The sequence below is a fragment of the Bizionia hallyeonensis genome, from assembly GCF_042657385.1.
Taxonomy (GTDB): domain Bacteria; phylum Bacteroidota; class Bacteroidia; order Flavobacteriales; family Flavobacteriaceae; genus Algorimicrobium; species Algorimicrobium hallyeonense.
This window is the reverse complement of sequence record NZ_JBHSLA010000001.1, coordinates 1089371-1106311: the sequence shown is the minus strand read 5'-3', so window position 1 is coordinate 1106311 and position 16941 is coordinate 1089371. Positions and strand designations below refer to the sequence as shown.

Annotated in this window: 14 protein-coding genes; 8 read left to right on the top strand and 6 right to left on the bottom strand. The window is 34.6% G+C overall.

All coding sequences use genetic code 11. The features are described from left to right. Nucleotides 1–60: 60 nt before the first annotated feature. A complete protein-coding gene (locus ACFPH8_RS05005; protein WP_248397773.1) occupies nucleotides 61–981 on the bottom strand; it encodes a GLPGLI family protein in 921 nt (306 codons plus the stop codon). 169 nt (nucleotides 982–1150) lie between these two features. On the opposite strand from ACFPH8_RS05005, the gene ACFPH8_RS05000 reads away from it, so the two are divergent. Both ACFPH8_RS05000 and ACFPH8_RS04995 read left to right on the top strand, forming a co-directional pair. After that, nucleotides 1151–1927 (top strand): hypothetical protein, encoded by a 777-nt coding sequence (locus ACFPH8_RS05000; RefSeq protein WP_376858953.1) that lies wholly within the window; start codon nucleotides 1151–1153, stop codon nucleotides 1925–1927. 5 nt (nucleotides 1928–1932) lie between these two features. Continuing rightward, nucleotides 1933–2547, top strand: coding sequence for a deoxynucleoside kinase (locus ACFPH8_RS04995; protein ID WP_376858951.1), 615 nt, complete (start codon nucleotides 1933–1935; stop codon nucleotides 2545–2547). A 3-nt stretch (nucleotides 2548–2550) separates the two neighbouring features. Here the strand turns inward: ACFPH8_RS04995 and ACFPH8_RS04990 are convergent, their stop codons facing one another. The 5 genes from ACFPH8_RS04990 to ACFPH8_RS04970 all read right to left on the bottom strand — a co-directional run bounded on the left by ACFPH8_RS04990 (nucleotide 2551) and on the right by ACFPH8_RS04970 (nucleotide 10585). Next, a complete protein-coding gene (locus tag ACFPH8_RS04990; protein WP_376858949.1) occupies nucleotides 2551–3549 on the bottom strand; it encodes an App1 family protein in 999 nt (332 codons plus the stop codon). Nucleotides 3550–3629: 80 nt separating this feature from the next. After that, a complete protein-coding gene (locus tag ACFPH8_RS04985; protein ID WP_376858947.1) occupies nucleotides 3630–6071 on the bottom strand; it encodes a sodium-translocating pyrophosphatase in 2442 nt (813 codons plus the stop codon). Between the two features lie 116 nt (nucleotides 6072–6187). After that, nucleotides 6188–6715 (bottom strand): inorganic diphosphatase, encoded by a 528-nt coding sequence (locus ACFPH8_RS04980; RefSeq protein WP_376858945.1) that lies wholly within the window; start codon nucleotides 6713–6715, stop codon nucleotides 6188–6190. A 326-nt stretch (nucleotides 6716–7041) separates the two neighbouring features. Beyond that, complete coding sequence (locus tag ACFPH8_RS04975) at nucleotides 7042–9543, bottom strand: DUF5686 and carboxypeptidase-like regulatory domain-containing protein (protein ID WP_376858943.1); 2502 nt, start codon at nucleotides 9541–9543, stop codon at nucleotides 7042–7044. 64 nt (nucleotides 9544–9607) lie between these two features. Beyond that, the gene (locus ACFPH8_RS04970) at nucleotides 9608–10585 is read right to left on the bottom strand and encodes a pyruvate dehydrogenase complex E1 component subunit beta (protein ID WP_376858941.1); all 978 of its coding nucleotides are present in this window, start codon (nucleotides 10583–10585) and stop codon (nucleotides 9608–9610) included. Between the two features lie 161 nt (nucleotides 10586–10746). On the opposite strand from ACFPH8_RS04970, the gene ACFPH8_RS04965 reads away from it, so the two are divergent. From ACFPH8_RS04965 to ACFPH8_RS04940, 6 genes are all read left to right on the top strand, one after another. Beyond that, on the top strand, nucleotides 10747–11493 hold the full coding sequence (locus ACFPH8_RS04965) for an electron transfer flavoprotein subunit beta/FixA family protein (protein ID WP_376858939.1): 747 nt from the start codon (nucleotides 10747–10749) through the stop codon (nucleotides 11491–11493). A 77-nt stretch (nucleotides 11494–11570) separates the two neighbouring features. Continuing rightward, a complete protein-coding gene (locus tag ACFPH8_RS04960) occupies nucleotides 11571–12530 on the top strand; it encodes an electron transfer flavoprotein subunit alpha/FixB family protein (RefSeq protein ID WP_248397755.1) in 960 nt (319 codons plus the stop codon). Nucleotides 12531–12649: 119 nt separating this feature from the next. After that, the gene (locus ACFPH8_RS04955) at nucleotides 12650–13264 is read left to right on the top strand and encodes a bifunctional nuclease family protein (protein WP_248397753.1); all 615 of its coding nucleotides are present in this window, start codon (nucleotides 12650–12652) and stop codon (nucleotides 13262–13264) included. A 7-nt stretch (nucleotides 13265–13271) separates the two neighbouring features. Next, nucleotides 13272–15002 (top strand): NupC/NupG family nucleoside CNT transporter, encoded by a 1731-nt coding sequence (locus ACFPH8_RS04950; RefSeq protein WP_371922440.1) that lies wholly within the window; start codon nucleotides 13272–13274, stop codon nucleotides 15000–15002. Nucleotides 15003–15214: 212 nt separating this feature from the next. After that, nucleotides 15215–16039: a thymidylate synthase gene (locus ACFPH8_RS04945; protein ID WP_376858936.1), complete on the top strand. Its 825-nt coding sequence runs from the start codon at nucleotides 15215–15217 to the stop codon at nucleotides 16037–16039. Nucleotides 16040–16048: 9 nt separating this feature from the next. Next, nucleotides 16049–16906 carry a hypothetical protein gene (locus ACFPH8_RS04940; protein WP_376858934.1) on the top strand — a complete coding sequence of 286 codons (858 nt, stop codon included), beginning with the start codon at nucleotides 16049–16051 and terminating at the stop codon, nucleotides 16904–16906. Nucleotides 16907–16941 lie beyond the last annotated feature (35 nt).

Genomic DNA, 16941 nt, shown 5'->3' with positions numbered 1-16941 from the left:
GTGAATTGATAATTTTCAATAAAGAAAAAATCAATTAAAATGGCAGACTATAATTTGTAATTAACGTCCACGACCGCCGCCTCGGCCGCCTCTACCACCATACATTTCACGCATTTCTTCCATTTTTTGTTTCATAATGGCATTGTATTCCTTACGCGTTACTTCTTTTCCTTTTGTTGGTTTTTTAATAGTCTCTTTTTCTGAAGGGTTTAAAACAATTTTAGAGCATAACATAGTCGTTCTATCTGCATTAATTTCTAAAATAAGCCCTGGCAGACCGCCATATTCACCAGGTCCATTACTTACTGGTATTTGAGGTGTGTACCAAGCCGTAACCGTAATTTCTTTTGGCACTTCTATATCTGCCATGAAGTCTTTACTGGTAGAATCCGTAGCTGTAGAATCCGTTTCGGTTTTAACAGAGTCCTGACTTTTTTCTTTGTCTTCTTTTTTATCATCATCTCTGGACCTTCTTCTCATACTAGTCCAATCAAATTCATCAACTTTTTTTACAGCCGTTGCTTTAAAGCACATGTACTGACCTATTTGTCGGGTTTCACCGCTTAATTCCCAATCCAATTCTGTTATTTCGTCTACAATTAAGAACTGTTTTCCAAAAAATTCTTGTTCCTGAATCATTTGCTTGTCTTTAATGTTTTTGTATTGAGAACCACCTGTAAAACTACTCATCATTCCAAAACCTCTTCCACTTCCTGGCGCTTCTAACTTTTCTTCTTCTTTATAGGTAGATTCTGTTTGAGAAAATGTCAACACATAGGTTTTTTCAAGCATGGTTTTCATACGTTCCATGATTTGCTTTTTTTGTTGTTCGCTCATTTGGCGCCCACCCCAATTATCTAAATCCATAGTGGTTTTAGTTTGGTAATAAGCCTGACCCTGAAAATCCTGTTGCGCGTAATTGTAAGTAGATATTGATAAGGTTAGGCACAAGATTGCAAGTAATTTGTAGAATTGATTCATTTGGAATATTTTATATGATTTTTATAAATAATCTTAATTGATACTAGTTAGACTTAAATAAGGTTAAAACGTAAAGCCTTAAATTGTTAAAGTTTTCTTAAAAAGAAATTCCAGCTAATCCCGAACTAAAATATATAGTTTGGTTTGAATTTTGTACTTTTCATGCTTCATGAATCTACTCACCTTTATAATTAGTTTATTGTCTCTATCTGTGTTTGCACAAGATAGTATCTCTACGTTTAGGAAGTCTAAATTCCCCATAGAGGTTGAAACCATAATAGGTGTTGATAATTTTGGCACCAAATATTATGAGATCAATAATGTTTTCTATAAAAAAACTGCTGAAAAAACCATTAATTATAGCAATGTTCAATTAGGAAGATTAACCTCTGTTGATGTTTTTAACCCGCTAAAATTAATTGCCTTTTACAAAGATTTCAATACTGTAATTATTTTAGATAATCGATTGTCAGAAATTTTAAGGATAGATTTTAATACAGTTCAACCATACAAAAATGCTAGTTTTGTGTCCTTAGGAAATGACAATACCATATGGATTTTCAATCAAGATAACCAGCAATTGGAGTTGTATGATTACAAAGCAAAATCCGTGAGAGCCACTACTATCCCTGTTGTTTCTAATGCATTGTCTTTTACAAGTAATTACAATTACGCGTGGTTGTTAACGGAGAATTACATTTATAAATACAGTTATTTTGGTAGTTTACTTTTTAAAATTAAAAATACCGGTTATACCAAGCTCACAGAACGGAATGATGATATTATTCTTCAGAAGGGAAACAACCTTTATTTTTTAAATGATAAAACACAAGAAATTACACCAATTGCTTTACCAAATTTGTTAATAAATCAGTTTTTAGTAACGGGTGAAACGATGTATATTTACGATTCGAAAATTCTTCATGAATTCCAACTTAAAAATTAAAACGTATGCATGTTGCAGTAGCCGGAAATATTGGTGCAGGAAAAACTACACTTACCAAATTATTAGCCAAACATTATAAATGGGAACCGCAACTTGAAGATGTTGTAGACAATCCATATTTAGACGATTTTTACAACCAAATGGAACGTTGGAGTTTCAACCTACAAGTCTATTTCTTAAATAGCCGTTTTCGTCAAGTAAATCAGATTAGAGAAAGTGGTAAGGATATTATTCAAGACCGTACCATTTATGAAGATGCGCATATTTTTGCTCCCAACTTACATGCCATGGGATTAATGACAAATAGAGATTTTGAAAATTACCGCTCGCTGTTTGATTTGATGGAATCCTTTGTTCAAGGTCCCGATTTATTGATTTACTTACGCAGTTCTATCCCGAATTTAGTGAGTCAAATTCACAAACGTGGTCGCGATTATGAAAACACGATTAGTATTGATTATTTAAGTCGCTTAAATGAACGCTATGAAGCTTGGATTCATGGTTATGATAAGGGCAACTTATTAATAATAGATGTAGATAATATGGATTTTGTGGCAAACCCAGAAGATTTAGGGACTATTATCAATAAAATTGAAGCACAAATTCACGGCCTTTTTTAGGGTTTATTTTATAAAGCCACGTTCTCTTGCATGAATAATAGCCTGATCGCTACTTTCAACTAATAACGCAGGTGTTGTTTTATAGTTTTCAAACAAGGCTTTGATACGTAACATTTTCTTTTTATGATTAACGATTCGTAGGTAAATAGCCAAAATACGGTTCGGGTAGCTTTCTGATACTTCCATATAAATATCCGCATCATATTCACCACAATCACCAATTAGAATGAAATTCAAATTCGGATAAGCCTCTAGAATATGCATAATTTCATTCTGCTTCTGCGGCTTTTCATCTTGACTTTTCTTGTGAAAAACCCCATTAACACTACGCAATAAAATGGGTCCTTTTGGAAAATCATTCGTTTTTAGAAAGTACTTTAAATACCGATAAAGGTTCCAAGGACTGTGACTAACATAAAATAAAGGGTTTGCGTTTTGCCCTGATTTGCCCCGATGCAACTTATGGTAGAATTTGGCTGCTCCTTCAAAAGGAATCCGACTAAAGGCACCTTTAAAGGCCGTATTAAATATGACGCGCCATTTAAATAGTGAAACCACACCAGTATGCAAAATAGTATCATCTATATCACTAATGACGCCGAATTCTGATTCTTCACATGGAATTAAAATTTCAGCTGGAAATACATTATTATTGGTTATGTTTCGCTTCAAATTTACATCACTAAAAGATGCAACTATTGGTAACCAACCTTCATTATTAGCTAAGGCGCCTAAACCTTCTAGTTGTTTTTCGCATTTAAAATACCCCTTATTGTCCGTTTTAGTTTTTAAAATTGTCCCGTTGGGCAACTTTAAATTTATGTCAACATTTTTAATTTCATCACTTTCAAACCGTTTATAGGTGTTTACTAAAAGTTTAAACCAACCTTTATCTTCTAGGTTTATAGATTCGTCTTCAAGAGCTCTACCGCGCAGATAAAAATGCGTGTCACTTCCATAACTTTGAAACGTAATAATTTGAAACGGATCTTTTTTAAACATGTTTAAAAATATAAAAGATTTGATTGATAAAAAAACCACGCTGATTAGCGTGGTTTTGTAATATTATAGTACTATAACATTTATTTAACCTGTATTGGTCTATCATCTGTTACATCCATTTTGAATTGCGTAGACTCTTCTTTTAGCTTGGAAATTTTAGCATCAACTTCTGCTTTTGTCCCAGAGATTACTAATTCTTCCATATTAATGTTATTACCATTTACATTTGTAACGCTAACGACAGCTTTTGCAAAATCGTCTGATTTAATTACAAAATCAACATATACTTTTTTTGCCGTAAGTCCTACTACAACTTCTGTAGTTTCAGTAATAGCCAAACCAGTTTCAGCAGAATGACCACCTAAAATTGGTGCAATTACCAAACCAATTAAACAGGTTAGCTTAATTAAAATATTCATAGATGGACCAGAAGTATCTTTAAATGGATCTCCAACGGTGTCACCAGTTACAGCAGCTTTATGAGCTTCCGAACCTTTATAGGTCATTTCGCCATTAATTAATACACCAGCTTCAAAGGATTTTTTAGCATTATCCCAAGCGCCACCAGCATTGTTTTGGAATATAGCCCAAAGCACACCTGAAACAGTAACACCAGCCATATAACCACCTAACATTTCAGCAATTGCCATGTTATTCATTCCAAAAATCATAGGAACAAATGCAATTACTAACGGAAAACCAATAGTTAATAAACCTGGCAACATCATTTCTCTTAAAGACGCTTCAGTAGAAATTGCCACACATTTATCATATTCTGGTTTCCCAGTACCTTCCATAATTCCTGGAATCTCTCTAAACTGACGACGTACTTCTTCTACCATTTCCATAGCTGCTTTTCCTACCGCATTCATAGCTAAAGCAGAGAATACGACAGGCACCATTCCTCCTACAAATAACATGGCTAGAACGGGCGCTTTAAAAATATTAATACCATCAATACCAGTAAAGGTTACATAGGCAGCAAATAAAGCTAAAGATGTTAATGCTGCAGAAGCAATAGCAAAACCTTTTCCTGTAGCCGCAGTTGTATTTCCAACAGCGTCCAAAATATCAGTACGTTCTCTTACTATAGGTTCCTGTTCACTCATTTCAGCTATACCACCTGCGTTGTCCGCAATAGGTCCAAAGGCATCAATAGCCAATTGCATAGCTGTAGTTGCCATCATAGCTGAAGCTGCTAAAGCCACACCATAAAAACCGGCAAATGCATAAGACGCCCAAATGGCTCCAGCAAACAACAATACAGAAGGGAATGTAGAAATCATACCAGTAGCTAAACCAGCAATAATATTGGTTCCAGCACCTGTACTTGACTGTTGTACTATATTTAAAATAGGTTTTTTACCTAAACCTGTATAATATTCAGTTACCGAAGAAATAACAGCGCCAACAACTAATCCTACTAGAGTAGCGTAGAATACGCGCATGGAAGATATTTCTTGTAAGCCTTCACCAAAGAAATTCATTTGCATGGTTTCCGGTAACATCCACGTTACTAAACCAAAACAAGATAAGGCTACTAAACCAATAGAGGTCCAGTTACCCACATTTAAAGCGCCCATAACTTGAGCTTCTTTAGCCTCGTTACTTTTAATTTTCACCAACATAGTACCAATAACAGAAATAATAATTCCCGCACCAGCAATAGCCATAGGTAATAAGATTGGTCCAATACCGCCAAAGGCATCAGCAATATTTCCACCCATATCTTTTATTACATAGTTTCCTAAAACCATAGCAGCTAATACTGTAGCTACATACGAACCAAATAAATCGGCTCCCATACCAGCAACATCACCAACATTATCACCAACGTTATCTGCAATAGTTGCAGGGTTACGAGGGTCATCTTCAGGAATTCCTGCTTCTACTTTACCAACTAAATCGGCTCCAACATCGGCAGCTTTGGTATAAATACCACCACCAACACGGGCAAATAAAGCAATAGATTCAGCACCTAAAGAAAAACCAGCCAATGTTTCAAGAACAATAGTCATATCCATGGTATTTGTCCAAACACCTCCCATAAAGAAATGGAAGAACCCTATGAAAAATATAGTTAAACCTAAAACTGCCAATCCAGCTACTCCTAATCCCATTACAGTTCCACCACCAAAAGATACTTTTAGTGCATTAGGCAAACTAGATTTAGCCGCTTGTGTCGTTCTAACATTCGTTTTTGTTGCTATTTTCATACCTATATTTCCTGCAAATGCCGAAAAGACAGCTCCAAAAATAAATGCAACTACAATTAACCAATGTGTTGTTGGAACAATAAATGACACAGCTGCAAGTGCAATACTTACTACAAGTACAAATATGGCAAGTAATCTATACTCGGCATTTAAAAAAGCCAAAGCTCCTTCATAAATATGATCTGAAATTTCTTTCATTTTTCCGTCGCCAGCATCTTGTTTCATAACCCAAGATTTCTTTACGACCATATAAATTAATCCTAAAAGTGCCATGGCAATTGGCATATAAATCATCATTGATTCCATATATTAATAATTTTTTTAAATTGTTAATTAGCTCGCTAAAGTAGTGAAATACATTAAAACTAAAAAACCCTTCTATTTAATAATAGAAGGGCTTTATATTACTGTGTTTCTTACAACTATATGGTAAAATTACCATTTGCTTTATGCTCACTATTCTCGTAACGATCTAAACATTTGTTTAAAATATCATAGGCTTCACCTGCATTTCCCCAGCCTCCTACGTCAACTTTTTTCTTTTCTAAATCTTTATAAACTTGAAAAAAGTGTTCAATTTCTTTTATTTGGTGTGGATTCATATCTGACAAATCATTTAAAATATTCCAAATCGGATCTGAAACTGGTACACAAATTACTTTTTCATCTGGACCTTTCTCGTCTGCCATATGGAAAACACCAATTGGTTTTACCTCTACCACACACATAGGAAATGTTGGTTCACCACCTAACACTAAAACATCTAATGGATCACCATCTAATGCTAATGTTTCTGGTATAAACCCATAATCTGCTGGATACATCATGGATGAAAAAAGCATACGGTCAAAACGTATTTTTTTTAAATCGAAATCATATTCATATTTGTTTCTACTTCCTTTCGGTATTTCGATTAACACATCAAAAGTTAATTTTCCGTTTTTTGTCATTATATATTATTTTAACCTTTTATTCAGGCTTGTTTTTTTATTCCTATTAAAATTGAAGAAGGTTCATATTCAGAAGCCTCATTTTTACGGGCTGCAAAGATACATAAGTCTTTGGGTTTGGGCAACTAAAATTAATTTAGATCCTATAATTTCGAATTTGTCGATACCAATATGTTAAATACCACGTTTCCTAAAAAGGAATCCAAATCACGATCTGATAATTTTAAAAGTAAGCAAATGAATTAAATCTTTTATTTAATAAAAATAGCCTCTAGTAGTTAGAGGCTATATTTATATAATTATTTCAAAAATAGGTTGTCTGAATTTTAGAAATTAAAGCCAAAACTTCCGGTTACGCCAAAATTTCGGGCATCAGGGACCTCATGATAATTTCCACGGAAATTAAAGTCTATTCTAAATACTTTAAAAATATTACCAATACCAAGGCTGTATTCATAATAAATTTCGTCTGTTGGTGCTACCAATGGAATATTAGACGGTGCGCTTAAAGCTATATTATCTGCTGATATATCTCCCCAAACACCGCGAAAACCAACAATTTCTCGCCAATTTAACTTTCTTAAAAATGGAATTCTTGAAAACAATCGTCCATTAAAATTATGTTCTAAATGCAAAGAGGCATAGGTATCTGTTACAAACTCATAATAATTTAATTGCGAAAACGATTTGTATATAGAGAAATACGACTGGTTACCAGGTACCACACTTAATAACCCCAATGGAACCGTTCCAAATGTTTTACCTACTTCAATGGTAGAATACAGGCGGCCTAAACCACCTAATTGCCATGGCTGAATATAAGAAAGCTGTAACTTGGTATAATTAAAATCGCTACCAAAAATATTTTTATCACCTAAAGAATATTGTGCAAATATAGATGCATAGGTATCATTTCCATTACGACGTTCTACACCGTAACCTACCATTTTTCTACCTGGAAAATAAGATACTGCAAAGGTACTTTCAAATTGCTTTATTTCTGATGAAACACCAGTAGTGGATTCCGGATCTACATAATCTAAACTAAATGTTGGCGAAGCGGATGACAGCGTTCTATAATCACCTCCCACGCGAAACAATACGTTTTTAATGGGCTCCAGTTCTATAGCTAACGCCGTTAGATTAATATTGGTTAATTTATCATTGGTGGCTGTACTGAAAACCGCATTGGAAGCTAGACTTCGCCCTAAAACATCGGTTGATGTGGTTAAACTTGCCCCAATTTGTTCAATATCGCGCCTATGACCTGCAGATACAATTAACCGGTTTCGCTTGTTTAATAAATACTTGGCCGAAAAACCATATTTCATTTTATCATCTTTAAAACCATAAGCCAAAAATCCTTGTAAGCGCCACAAATCATTAGGTCCAAAATACGTTCTTGCACCTGCTCGTAAACGCACACCTTCTACATCATTATAACCTACAGTAGAAAAAATAGGGCCATAATCAAGGTTTAAATCGTCAAACTCAATATACCCAGACGCCAAAATACTTCCTGCATTATACAACCGCTTAAACTTTTTTACGGTTTTTAAAGTATCTAACATTTGGTAAATACCCTTTTCATCATTATTTAAAGCTTCCATTCGGTTTTCGTCCCAAAAATCATCTTCCCGATTATAGGCATCTAAATTGTAATCGAATACCTCTTCCTTATAAAACTTTTCGTCTTTGGATTTATTAAACTCGTAATTATCGTATAACGTTGTGCGTTTACCATAAACACCTCGCGACTTTTCTTTTTTATTAAACGTGAAATCGGACATGAAATAATCGCGTTTTATAAGAAAGACAGAGTCATTTAGCACGTCAAATTCTTGTTCAATATAAATTTCTTTTACCCAGTTTATATTGGCACTTTTAGAGGCTTGCATATTAATTTCCTTAATAGCAAATGTGGAATCATTCACCCAGAAGTCACCTTTAAAAGTTAGTTCGTTTTTACGTCTTGGATAGTAAATAATGTTATAACACCATTTATTGTCCCGATAAGCACTATCAGATAATACATAATTATAGGTATTGACACCTGTTCTGGAAATTGGACTCACGAAACTTTTATCAAAAAACTTTAGATAGTTATCATACACATCGTATTCCGAATATAAGTCCTTGATAAAAGCAATAATGCTTTGATTATTACTGAAGCCTGAATTTTTGTTTCCTTTTAATTCTACTTTCTCCTTGTTTAATAAATTATCGCCATAAACTTTGGCCACCTCTTCATTTAAAAATATTGGCAAATATGTTTTTCCTGTAACTTTAGATGTATCTACTTGCTCAAAAATAAACTCCATACCTTTAAAAAGGTTACTCTTTATCAGTGCGCTATCAATAGTATTTAAATCGAATTCTACTTTTTCATACCTATCATATTCATACTGCTTAAACTGACTCAAGCCATTTTGACGTTTGCGTTCCCAAATTTTTTGCAGAATTGCAATTGCTGGATTTTCTTCTGCTTTTTTAGATTGTTTTCCTGTTACAATAAACACTTCATTAAGCGCAGCTGCTTCTTCTTCAATAGTAAAACGTAAGTCGTAATTCACTTTCTTGTCTAATGGCAACTCTATGGTTTTATAACCTACGAAGGAGACAATTAACGTTGGCCACGTTTTATCAGATTCCATATAAAAACGACCATTTTCATCAGTTATGGTGCCTTCAAAAGAACCTTTAAAAATTATGTTAGCATAAGCAACGGGTTCATTGTTTTCATCAAACACGTAGCCACTAACTTTTGTTTGGGCGTAACCAACAAAAGTAGCAAGGGCAAAAATAAAAAGTAGTAAGTTAAATCTCATAGTTATAAAAAAACTTCATCAACAATCTAGCCAATGAAGTTTTATTAACGTAAAATATACGTATTTATTTATACATTACTTTTTTCACGGCCTTTATCACTTCTTTATGATCAGGCAACCATTCTTCAAAAAGAACTGGTGAATAAGGCGCAGGTGTATCTGCTGTATTTATTTTAATAATAGGTGCATCTAAATAATCAAATGCTTCAGATTGGACTAAATATGTTATTTCTGTCGCAACATTTCCAAATGGCCATGCTTCCTCCAAAACAACTAGACGATTGGTTTTTTTAACCGATTTTAAAATAGCCTCGCGATCCATTGGTCTTACCGTACGTAAATCGATAATCTCACATGAGATACCTTCTTTAGCTAATTCATCAGCAGCTATATAAGCTTCTTTAATAATTTTACCAAAAGAAACAATAGTAACATCTGTACCTTCTCGTTTAATATCTGCAACACCCAATGGAACAACATATTCGCCTTCTGGCACTTCGCCTTTATCACCGTACATTTGCTCACTTTCCATAAAAATAACGGGGTCGTTATCACGAATAGCCGATTTTAATAAGCCTTTTGCATCATATGGATTAGAAGGAACTACTACTTTTAAACCTGGTGTATTAGCAAACCAACTTTCAAAAGCTTGCGAGTGTGTAGCAGCTAATTGACCTGCAGAGGCGGTTGGTCCACGAAAAACAATTGGACACGGAAATTGTCCTCCAGACATTTGTCTGATTTTCGCCGCATTATTTATAATTTGATCAATACCAACTAATGAGAAATTAAACGTCATATATTCTACAATCGGTCTGTTACCTGTCATGGTAGATCCTATTGCTATTCCAGCAAAACCTAGCTCGGCAATGGGCGTATCAATAACACGTTTTGGGCCGAATTCATCCAGCATACCTTTAGATGCCTTATAGGCACCATTATATTCGGCAACTTCTTCACCCATTAAATAAACACTTTCGTCACGACGCATTTCTTCGCTCATGGCTTCACAAATCGCTTCTCTAAATTGTATTGTCTTCATTTACTTATCATAATTACGAAAGACAAAAATAACAATAATTAAAAAACTTTAGTCCATAGTTCGATTTAAAAATTTACTATGCGTGCATAGCAAATATTCAAAATAAAATAATTAACTTCGTAACCTGAAAATAATATACTTTTTAATATAAATATATAGATATGAAAATATTAGTATGTATTAGTCATGTACCTGATACGACTTCGAAAATTAATTTTACCGATGGCGACACAAAATTTGACACCAATGGTGTACAATTTGTTATTAACCCAAATGACGAATTTGGATTAACACGCGCTATGTGGTTTAAAGAGAAGCAAGGCGCTGCAGTAACGGTTGTTAATGTTGGCGGACCAGAAACAGAGCCAACTTTACGTAAAGCACTAGCTATTGGCGCAGACAATGCAATCCGCGTTAATACAGAAGCTAAAGACGGCTACCAAGTTGCCAAACAATTAGCAAACGTAGTTAAAGAAGGTGGTTACGATTTAGTAATTGCTGGTCGTGAATCCATTGATTACAATGGTGGCATGGTCCCGGGAATGATAGCTGGTTTAATTGGTGCAAACTTTGTAACCAATTGCATTAGTCTAGAAATAGATGGTACCAAAGCAACAGCTATGCGTGAAATTGATGGCGGGAAAGAAACGGTTTCTACCAGTTTACCATTAGTAATTGGTGGACAAAAAGGATTAGTTGAGGAAAGCGATTTACGTATTCCAAACATGCGTGGGATAATGATGGCTAGAAAAAAACCTTTAGAAGTTAAGGAACCAGTAGATGCTGGAACTGAAACCGCTTCAGTGAAATTTGAAAAGCCAGCTCCAAAAGGCGCCGTTAAATTAATTGATGCCGATAATGTTGGAGAATTAGTTAACTTACTTCATAATGAAGCTAAAGTTATATAAATAACAATATCCAAATTCCAAATTCCAGTAAATAATCCTCTGGAGTTTAGTTTTTGGAGTTTAAAATTTAAAAATTTATGTCAGTTTTAGTATATACAGAATCCGAACAAGGAAAATTTAAAAAAACCGCTTTAGAGGTTGCATCTTATGCAAAAGCTGTAGCGGAACAAATGGGTACAACCGTAACGGCAATTACCTTTAACGCTGATGACACAAGCGTACTTGGAAATCATGGTGTTGACAAAGTATTGAAAGTTACAAGTAGTGAATTAGAGAAATTTAACGCAAACGGTTATGCAAGCGCTATTTCTCAAGCTGCTAAAAAAGAAGGCTCCAAAGTAGTTATTCTTAGCTCCAGCGCGGACAGTAAATATTTAGCACCTTTATTAGCTATTAATTTAGATGCTGGTTTTGCATCCAATGTGGTTGAAGCGCCATCAAATGTTTCACCATTCACTGTAAAACGTACAGCATTTACAAACAAAGCTTTTAATATGACGACTATTGATACCGATGTGAAATTGGTAGGTGTTTCTAAAAATGCGTATGGTGTTAAAGAAAATGCAGCGAGTGCAACTGCGGAAGATTTTTCACCTAACATTCCAGAACTAGGAGTTCATGTAGATTCTGTTGATAAAGTAACAGGTCAAGTAACCATTGCAGATGCCGAAATAGTGGTTTCAGCAGGTCGTGGTTTAAAAGGTCCTGAAAATTGGGGAATGATTGAAGAATTAGCTGAAGTTTTAGGTGCAGCAACTGCCTGCTCTAAACCGGTAAGTGATTTAGGTTGGAGACCACATGGTGAGCACGTAGGTCAGACAGGAAAACCAGTTGCTGCCAATTTATATATTGCTGTTGGCATTTCAGGAGCTATCCAGCATTTGGCGGGTATAAACGCATCAAAAGTAAAAGTTGTTATTAATACAGATCCCGAAGCACCTTTCTTTAAAGCTGCTGATTATGGAATTGTAGGTGATGCTTTTGAAGTTGTCCCTAAATTGATTGAAAAATTAAAGGAGTTTAAAGCACAACAGTAAATATATTTTTTTAAATTGTATTTATAAAAGGGCTGTTTAAGTTGGTATAAATTACTAAAACTGTTTCGTTCAGTTTGGTAAAGTCCTAATTTAAACAGTTCTTTGTTTTTTAAAATACTATGAGTTTAGTACGACTAAAGATAAAAGGAATTTCATATAGCCAAACACAAAATGGCGCCTACGCATTAATATTAAATGAGGTAGATGGTGATAGAAAGTTGCCAATTGTAATTGGTGCTTTTGAAGCACAATCCATTGCTATAGCTTTGGAAAAAGAAATTAGACCGCCTAGACCACTTACCCACGATTTATTTAAAAATTTCGCCGACCGTTTTGATATTGTTGTCAAACAGGTTATCATCCATAAGCTAGTGGATGGCGTTTTCTATTCCAGTATTATTTGTGAACGTGACAACGCTGAAGAAATTATTGATGCTAGAACTAGTGATGCTATTGCTTTAGCACTGCGGTTCCAGGCACCAATTTTCACTTACAAGAATATTTTAGATAAAGCAGGAATTTATTTAAAAATTAATCCGGAAGATGAAGACGAGTCGGAATCAGACAGTATTTTAGTAGATGATATGATTGCCGAAGAACTAGAAACCGGAAGTGTCCAGGAGAATTACAAAGCAAAATCGCTCGAGGAACTTCATAACATGCTTGATGAAGCTGTTGCCAATGAAGATTATGAAAAGGCAGCTAATATTCGCGATGAGATTTCTAAACGCTAACCTTATGATTAAAAATATACTACTAGCTATTACAGCTATTTTTTTTGGGATTACAACTTCTTTCGGACAAGATTTAGAAAAAAAATGGTCGTCTCAATCCACATCAAACCCTTATAAGAGTATCGAGTTTAAAAAAGGAGAATTCACCTTTTCTAACGATTCAATTCAGGACTTAAAAGGTGATTATTTGTATCAAAACAACTTATTGGTATTCTATTATAACGATTCTTTAAACTCCATTAAACGTTTTAAAATAAAAGAACTAACAGATTCTACCTTAATTTTTAAAGATAAGCAAGCTACTTATACCTATATATCATCCACATCAGTTTTAGCTGAAAATCCGGCGCCTACGGTTGCATCAAATTCAGAAAACGGTGTCATTATTCCCAGTCAAGGTTTCTCTATTAATAGTCTTTGGCGTGGTATTCTAGGTATGGTAACCTTAATTTTTGTATCCTTTTTATTTAGCAGTAACCGAAGAGCCATTAATTGGAAAACGGTTGGTTTAGGATTAGCCTTACAACTCATTATTGCCATTGGGGTTTTAAAAGTTGGTTTTATAAAAGGCATCTTCGAGTTTATAGGCAAAGGGTTTATCGAAATTTTAAGTTACACGCAAGCTGGAAGCGAGTTTCTATTTGGGGGCATGCTAGATGTTACTTCCTTCGGGTTTATTTTCGCATTTCAAGTATTGCCAACAATTATTTTCTTTTCGGCATTAACATCCGTTTTATTCTATTTAGGTATTATTCAAAAAGTAGTCAAACTAATGGGTTTACTACTAAGTAAGGTATTGGGCATATCGGGAGCTGAAAGTTTAAGTGTTGCAGGAAACATCTTTTTAGGCCAAACGGAAGCGCCACTTTTAATAAAAGCGTATTTAGAAAAAATGAACAAGTCTGAAATTCTCCTAGTAATGATTGGGGGAATGGCTACCGTTGCTGGAGCCGTTTTAGCAGCTTACATTGGTTTTCTTGGTGGCGAAGACGAGGCATTACAACTCTTTTACGCCAAACATTTATTAGCTGCCTCTGTTATGGCGGCTCCAGGTGCTATTGTAATTTCCAAAATATTATTTCCACAAACAGAAAAAATTAATACGGATGTTCACGTATCCCAAGAAAAAATAGGGTCTAACATTTTGGAAGCTATAGCAAACGGAACCACTGAAGGTTTGCGTTTAGCCGTAAATGTTGGTGCTATGCTACTCGTTTTTGTCGCATTTATAGCTATGGTCAATGGCATTCTAGGCGGTATTGCTGGTTTTGACGGTATTAGCATTCAAGCTTTAAACATTAACTGGCATTTCACTTCATTAAATGAAGTCATTGCAGCAAACACCCCGTATCAAGCGTTATCCTTAGAATTTATTTTAGGTTATATTTTTGCGCCATTAATGTGGTTAATTGGTATTGCAACAGAGGATATGGCTTTAATGGGTCAACTTCTAGGTATTAAGTTAGCAGCTAGTGAGTTTATTGGGTACATCCAATTAGCAGAATTAAAAAATGTAGCGAATGCCACACATTTAACGTACGAGAAATCTGTAATTATGGCAACGTATATGCTCTGTGGATTTGCAAACTTTGCATCTATTGGTATTCAAATTGGCGGAATTGGATCTCTTGCGCCAGGCCAACGCAAACAACTATCTAAATTTGGAATGAAAGCGTTGATTGGTGGAACTATTGCATCTTTAATTTCTGCAACAATTGCAGGAATGATTATTGGATAATACACTTCTGCAAAGGACGGAAAATCGATTTAAAAGTACTATTACAGTTTAGCGTCAGCTAGTTAATAACTTTTTATATCATTTTAAAGGTTACATCCGTTGTATTTAACCCTTTTCTTTATTTTAGCTTATCATTGTTGGGGGCAAACGCCCAAGTATAATTGAAATTTTTGTGTAATTAAAAAGAGATTTCCACTTTCGTGGGACATATTATGAAACAATATCACGACCTAGTTAAGCACGTATTGGAAAACGGAAACGAAAAAGGTGACCGTACAGGAACTGGAACAAAAAGTGTATTTGGATATCAAATGCGTTTTGATTTAAGCGAAGGTTTCCCAATGGTTACAACCAAAAAGCTACATTTAAAATCTATTATTTACGAACTTTTATGGTTTTTAAAAGGTGATACCAACATCAAATATTTAACAGACAATGGTGTTAGAATATGGAACGAATGGGCTGACGAAAATGGCGATTTAGGACCAGTTTACGGCCATCAATGGCGAAACTGGAACAACGACGAGATTGACCAAATTAAAGATATTGTTGAAACTTTAAAAACCAATCCGAATAGCCGACGCATGTTGGTTTCTGCTTGGAATCCGTCTGTTTTACCAGACACTTCCAAATCGTTTGATGAAAATGTGGCCAACGGAAAAGCAGCACTTCCACCTTGTCATGCCTTTTTTCAGTTTTATGTAGCAGATGGTAAGTTGTCTTGCCAATTATACCAACGTAGTGCTGATATATTTTTAGGTGTTCCTTTCAATATTGGTTCCTATGCGCTTTTCACTATGATGATAGCACAAGTTTGTGGTTATGAGGCTGGCGAATTTATCCACACCTTTGGTGATGCACATATTTATAATAATCACGTAGAACAATTGGAATTGCAATTATCTCGTGACATCAGACCTTTACCTAAAATGAAAATTAATCCAGATGTAAAAGATATCTTCGATTTCAAATTTGAAGATTTTACGTTGGAAGATTACAATCCACATCCTCATATTAAAGGAAAAGTGGCCATTTAAAACCCCTCCATGAAAAACTTACTATTCCTATTCTCGATCCTTTTTAGTCTCTCTATCTTTTCACAAGAAAACACAAATTCAGAAGACTTGAAAGATACTCAAGATACGTCTAATTTCGAAGGCTCTGTTGATTCGGATGTGACATCATTTTCTATCATAGAAAATGTTCCCATTTATAAAGGCTGTAGTAAAAATCTAGACAACAAAGCTCAAAAAGAATGTTTAAATAAAAAACTAAACAAACATATTGGCGCAAACTTTAACACTAAAGTCGCTGCAAAAATAGACCTGCCTGACGAGACTGTGGTTAAAATAAATGTTAAGTTCATTATTTCTAAAACCGGAGAAATTGTAGCTATTGAAGCTGGAACACCCTTTCCAGAATTGGAAGCCGAAGCTATTCGCGTTATTAAATTAATTCCGAAAATGGAAAGACCAGGTTACTTTAAAGATGAACCTGTAAGCGTTCCTTATTTTATTCCAATAAAATTTAAAATTGCAAATAGCGGTTTTAATTCTTCTAAAGACATGCAATATCCAACTTACAGAGGTTGTGAAAAATCGGTGAGCTTTGAAGATTTAAAGAATTGTACCATTGGAAAAATAATGGACTATTTAAAAGTCAGTATCAATTATGAGTTAGCAGACAAATTATTCCCATTAGATAAAAGCACACAATTTGAAGTTAGCTTTGTTATAAACGAGAAAGGTAAAGCCGAAGATATTTCTGCCAAAGCACACAAAAGAGAAATGGCTGCGGAAGCTATTCGCGTTTTAAAGCGTATGCCTAAAATGAAAGCACCTGGTTCTATAAATGGTAAGCCAACCAAAGTACCCGTCAAATTTTTAATGACCATTTATTTCTAATCTGTTTCACAATATGAATTCAGCAAAAAATAGCT

What these genes read in the sequence shown, in the direction of transcription:
- ACFPH8_RS05000 (WP_376858953.1), top strand. Translation starts at nt 1,151, where the DNA reads ATGAATCTACTCACCTTTATAATTAGTTTATTGTCTCTATCTGTGTTT.
- ACFPH8_RS04990 (WP_376858949.1), bottom strand. Translation starts at nt 3,549, where the DNA reads ATGTTTAAAAAAGATCCGTTTCAAATTATTACGTTTCAAAGTTATGGA.
- ACFPH8_RS04975 (WP_376858943.1), bottom strand. Translation starts at nt 9,543, where the DNA reads ATGAGATTTAACTTACTACTTTTTATTTTTGCCCTTGCTACTTTTGTT.
- ACFPH8_RS04970 (WP_376858941.1), bottom strand. Translation starts at nt 10,585, where the DNA reads ATGAAGACAATACAATTTAGAGAAGCGATTTGTGAAGCCATGAGCGAA.
- ACFPH8_RS05005 (WP_248397773.1), bottom strand. Translation starts at nt 981, where the DNA reads ATGAATCAATTCTACAAATTACTTGCAATCTTGTGCCTAACCTTATCA.
- ACFPH8_RS04980 (WP_376858945.1), bottom strand. Translation starts at nt 6,715, where the DNA reads ATGACAAAAAACGGAAAATTAACTTTTGATGTGTTAATCGAAATACCG.
- ACFPH8_RS04955 (WP_248397753.1), top strand. Translation starts at nt 12,650, where the DNA reads ATGAGTTTAGTACGACTAAAGATAAAAGGAATTTCATATAGCCAAACA.
- ACFPH8_RS04945 (WP_376858936.1), top strand. Translation starts at nt 15,215, where the DNA reads ATGAAACAATATCACGACCTAGTTAAGCACGTATTGGAAAACGGAAAC.
- ACFPH8_RS04940 (WP_376858934.1), top strand. Translation starts at nt 16,049, where the DNA reads ATGAAAAACTTACTATTCCTATTCTCGATCCTTTTTAGTCTCTCTATC.
- ACFPH8_RS04985 (WP_376858947.1), bottom strand. Translation starts at nt 6,071, where the DNA reads ATGGAATCAATGATGATTTATATGCCAATTGCCATGGCACTTTTAGGA.
- ACFPH8_RS04995 (WP_376858951.1), top strand. Translation starts at nt 1,933, where the DNA reads ATGCATGTTGCAGTAGCCGGAAATATTGGTGCAGGAAAAACTACACTT.
- ACFPH8_RS04960 (WP_248397755.1), top strand. Translation starts at nt 11,571, where the DNA reads ATGTCAGTTTTAGTATATACAGAATCCGAACAAGGAAAATTTAAAAAA.
- ACFPH8_RS04965 (WP_376858939.1), top strand. Translation starts at nt 10,747, where the DNA reads ATGAAAATATTAGTATGTATTAGTCATGTACCTGATACGACTTCGAAA.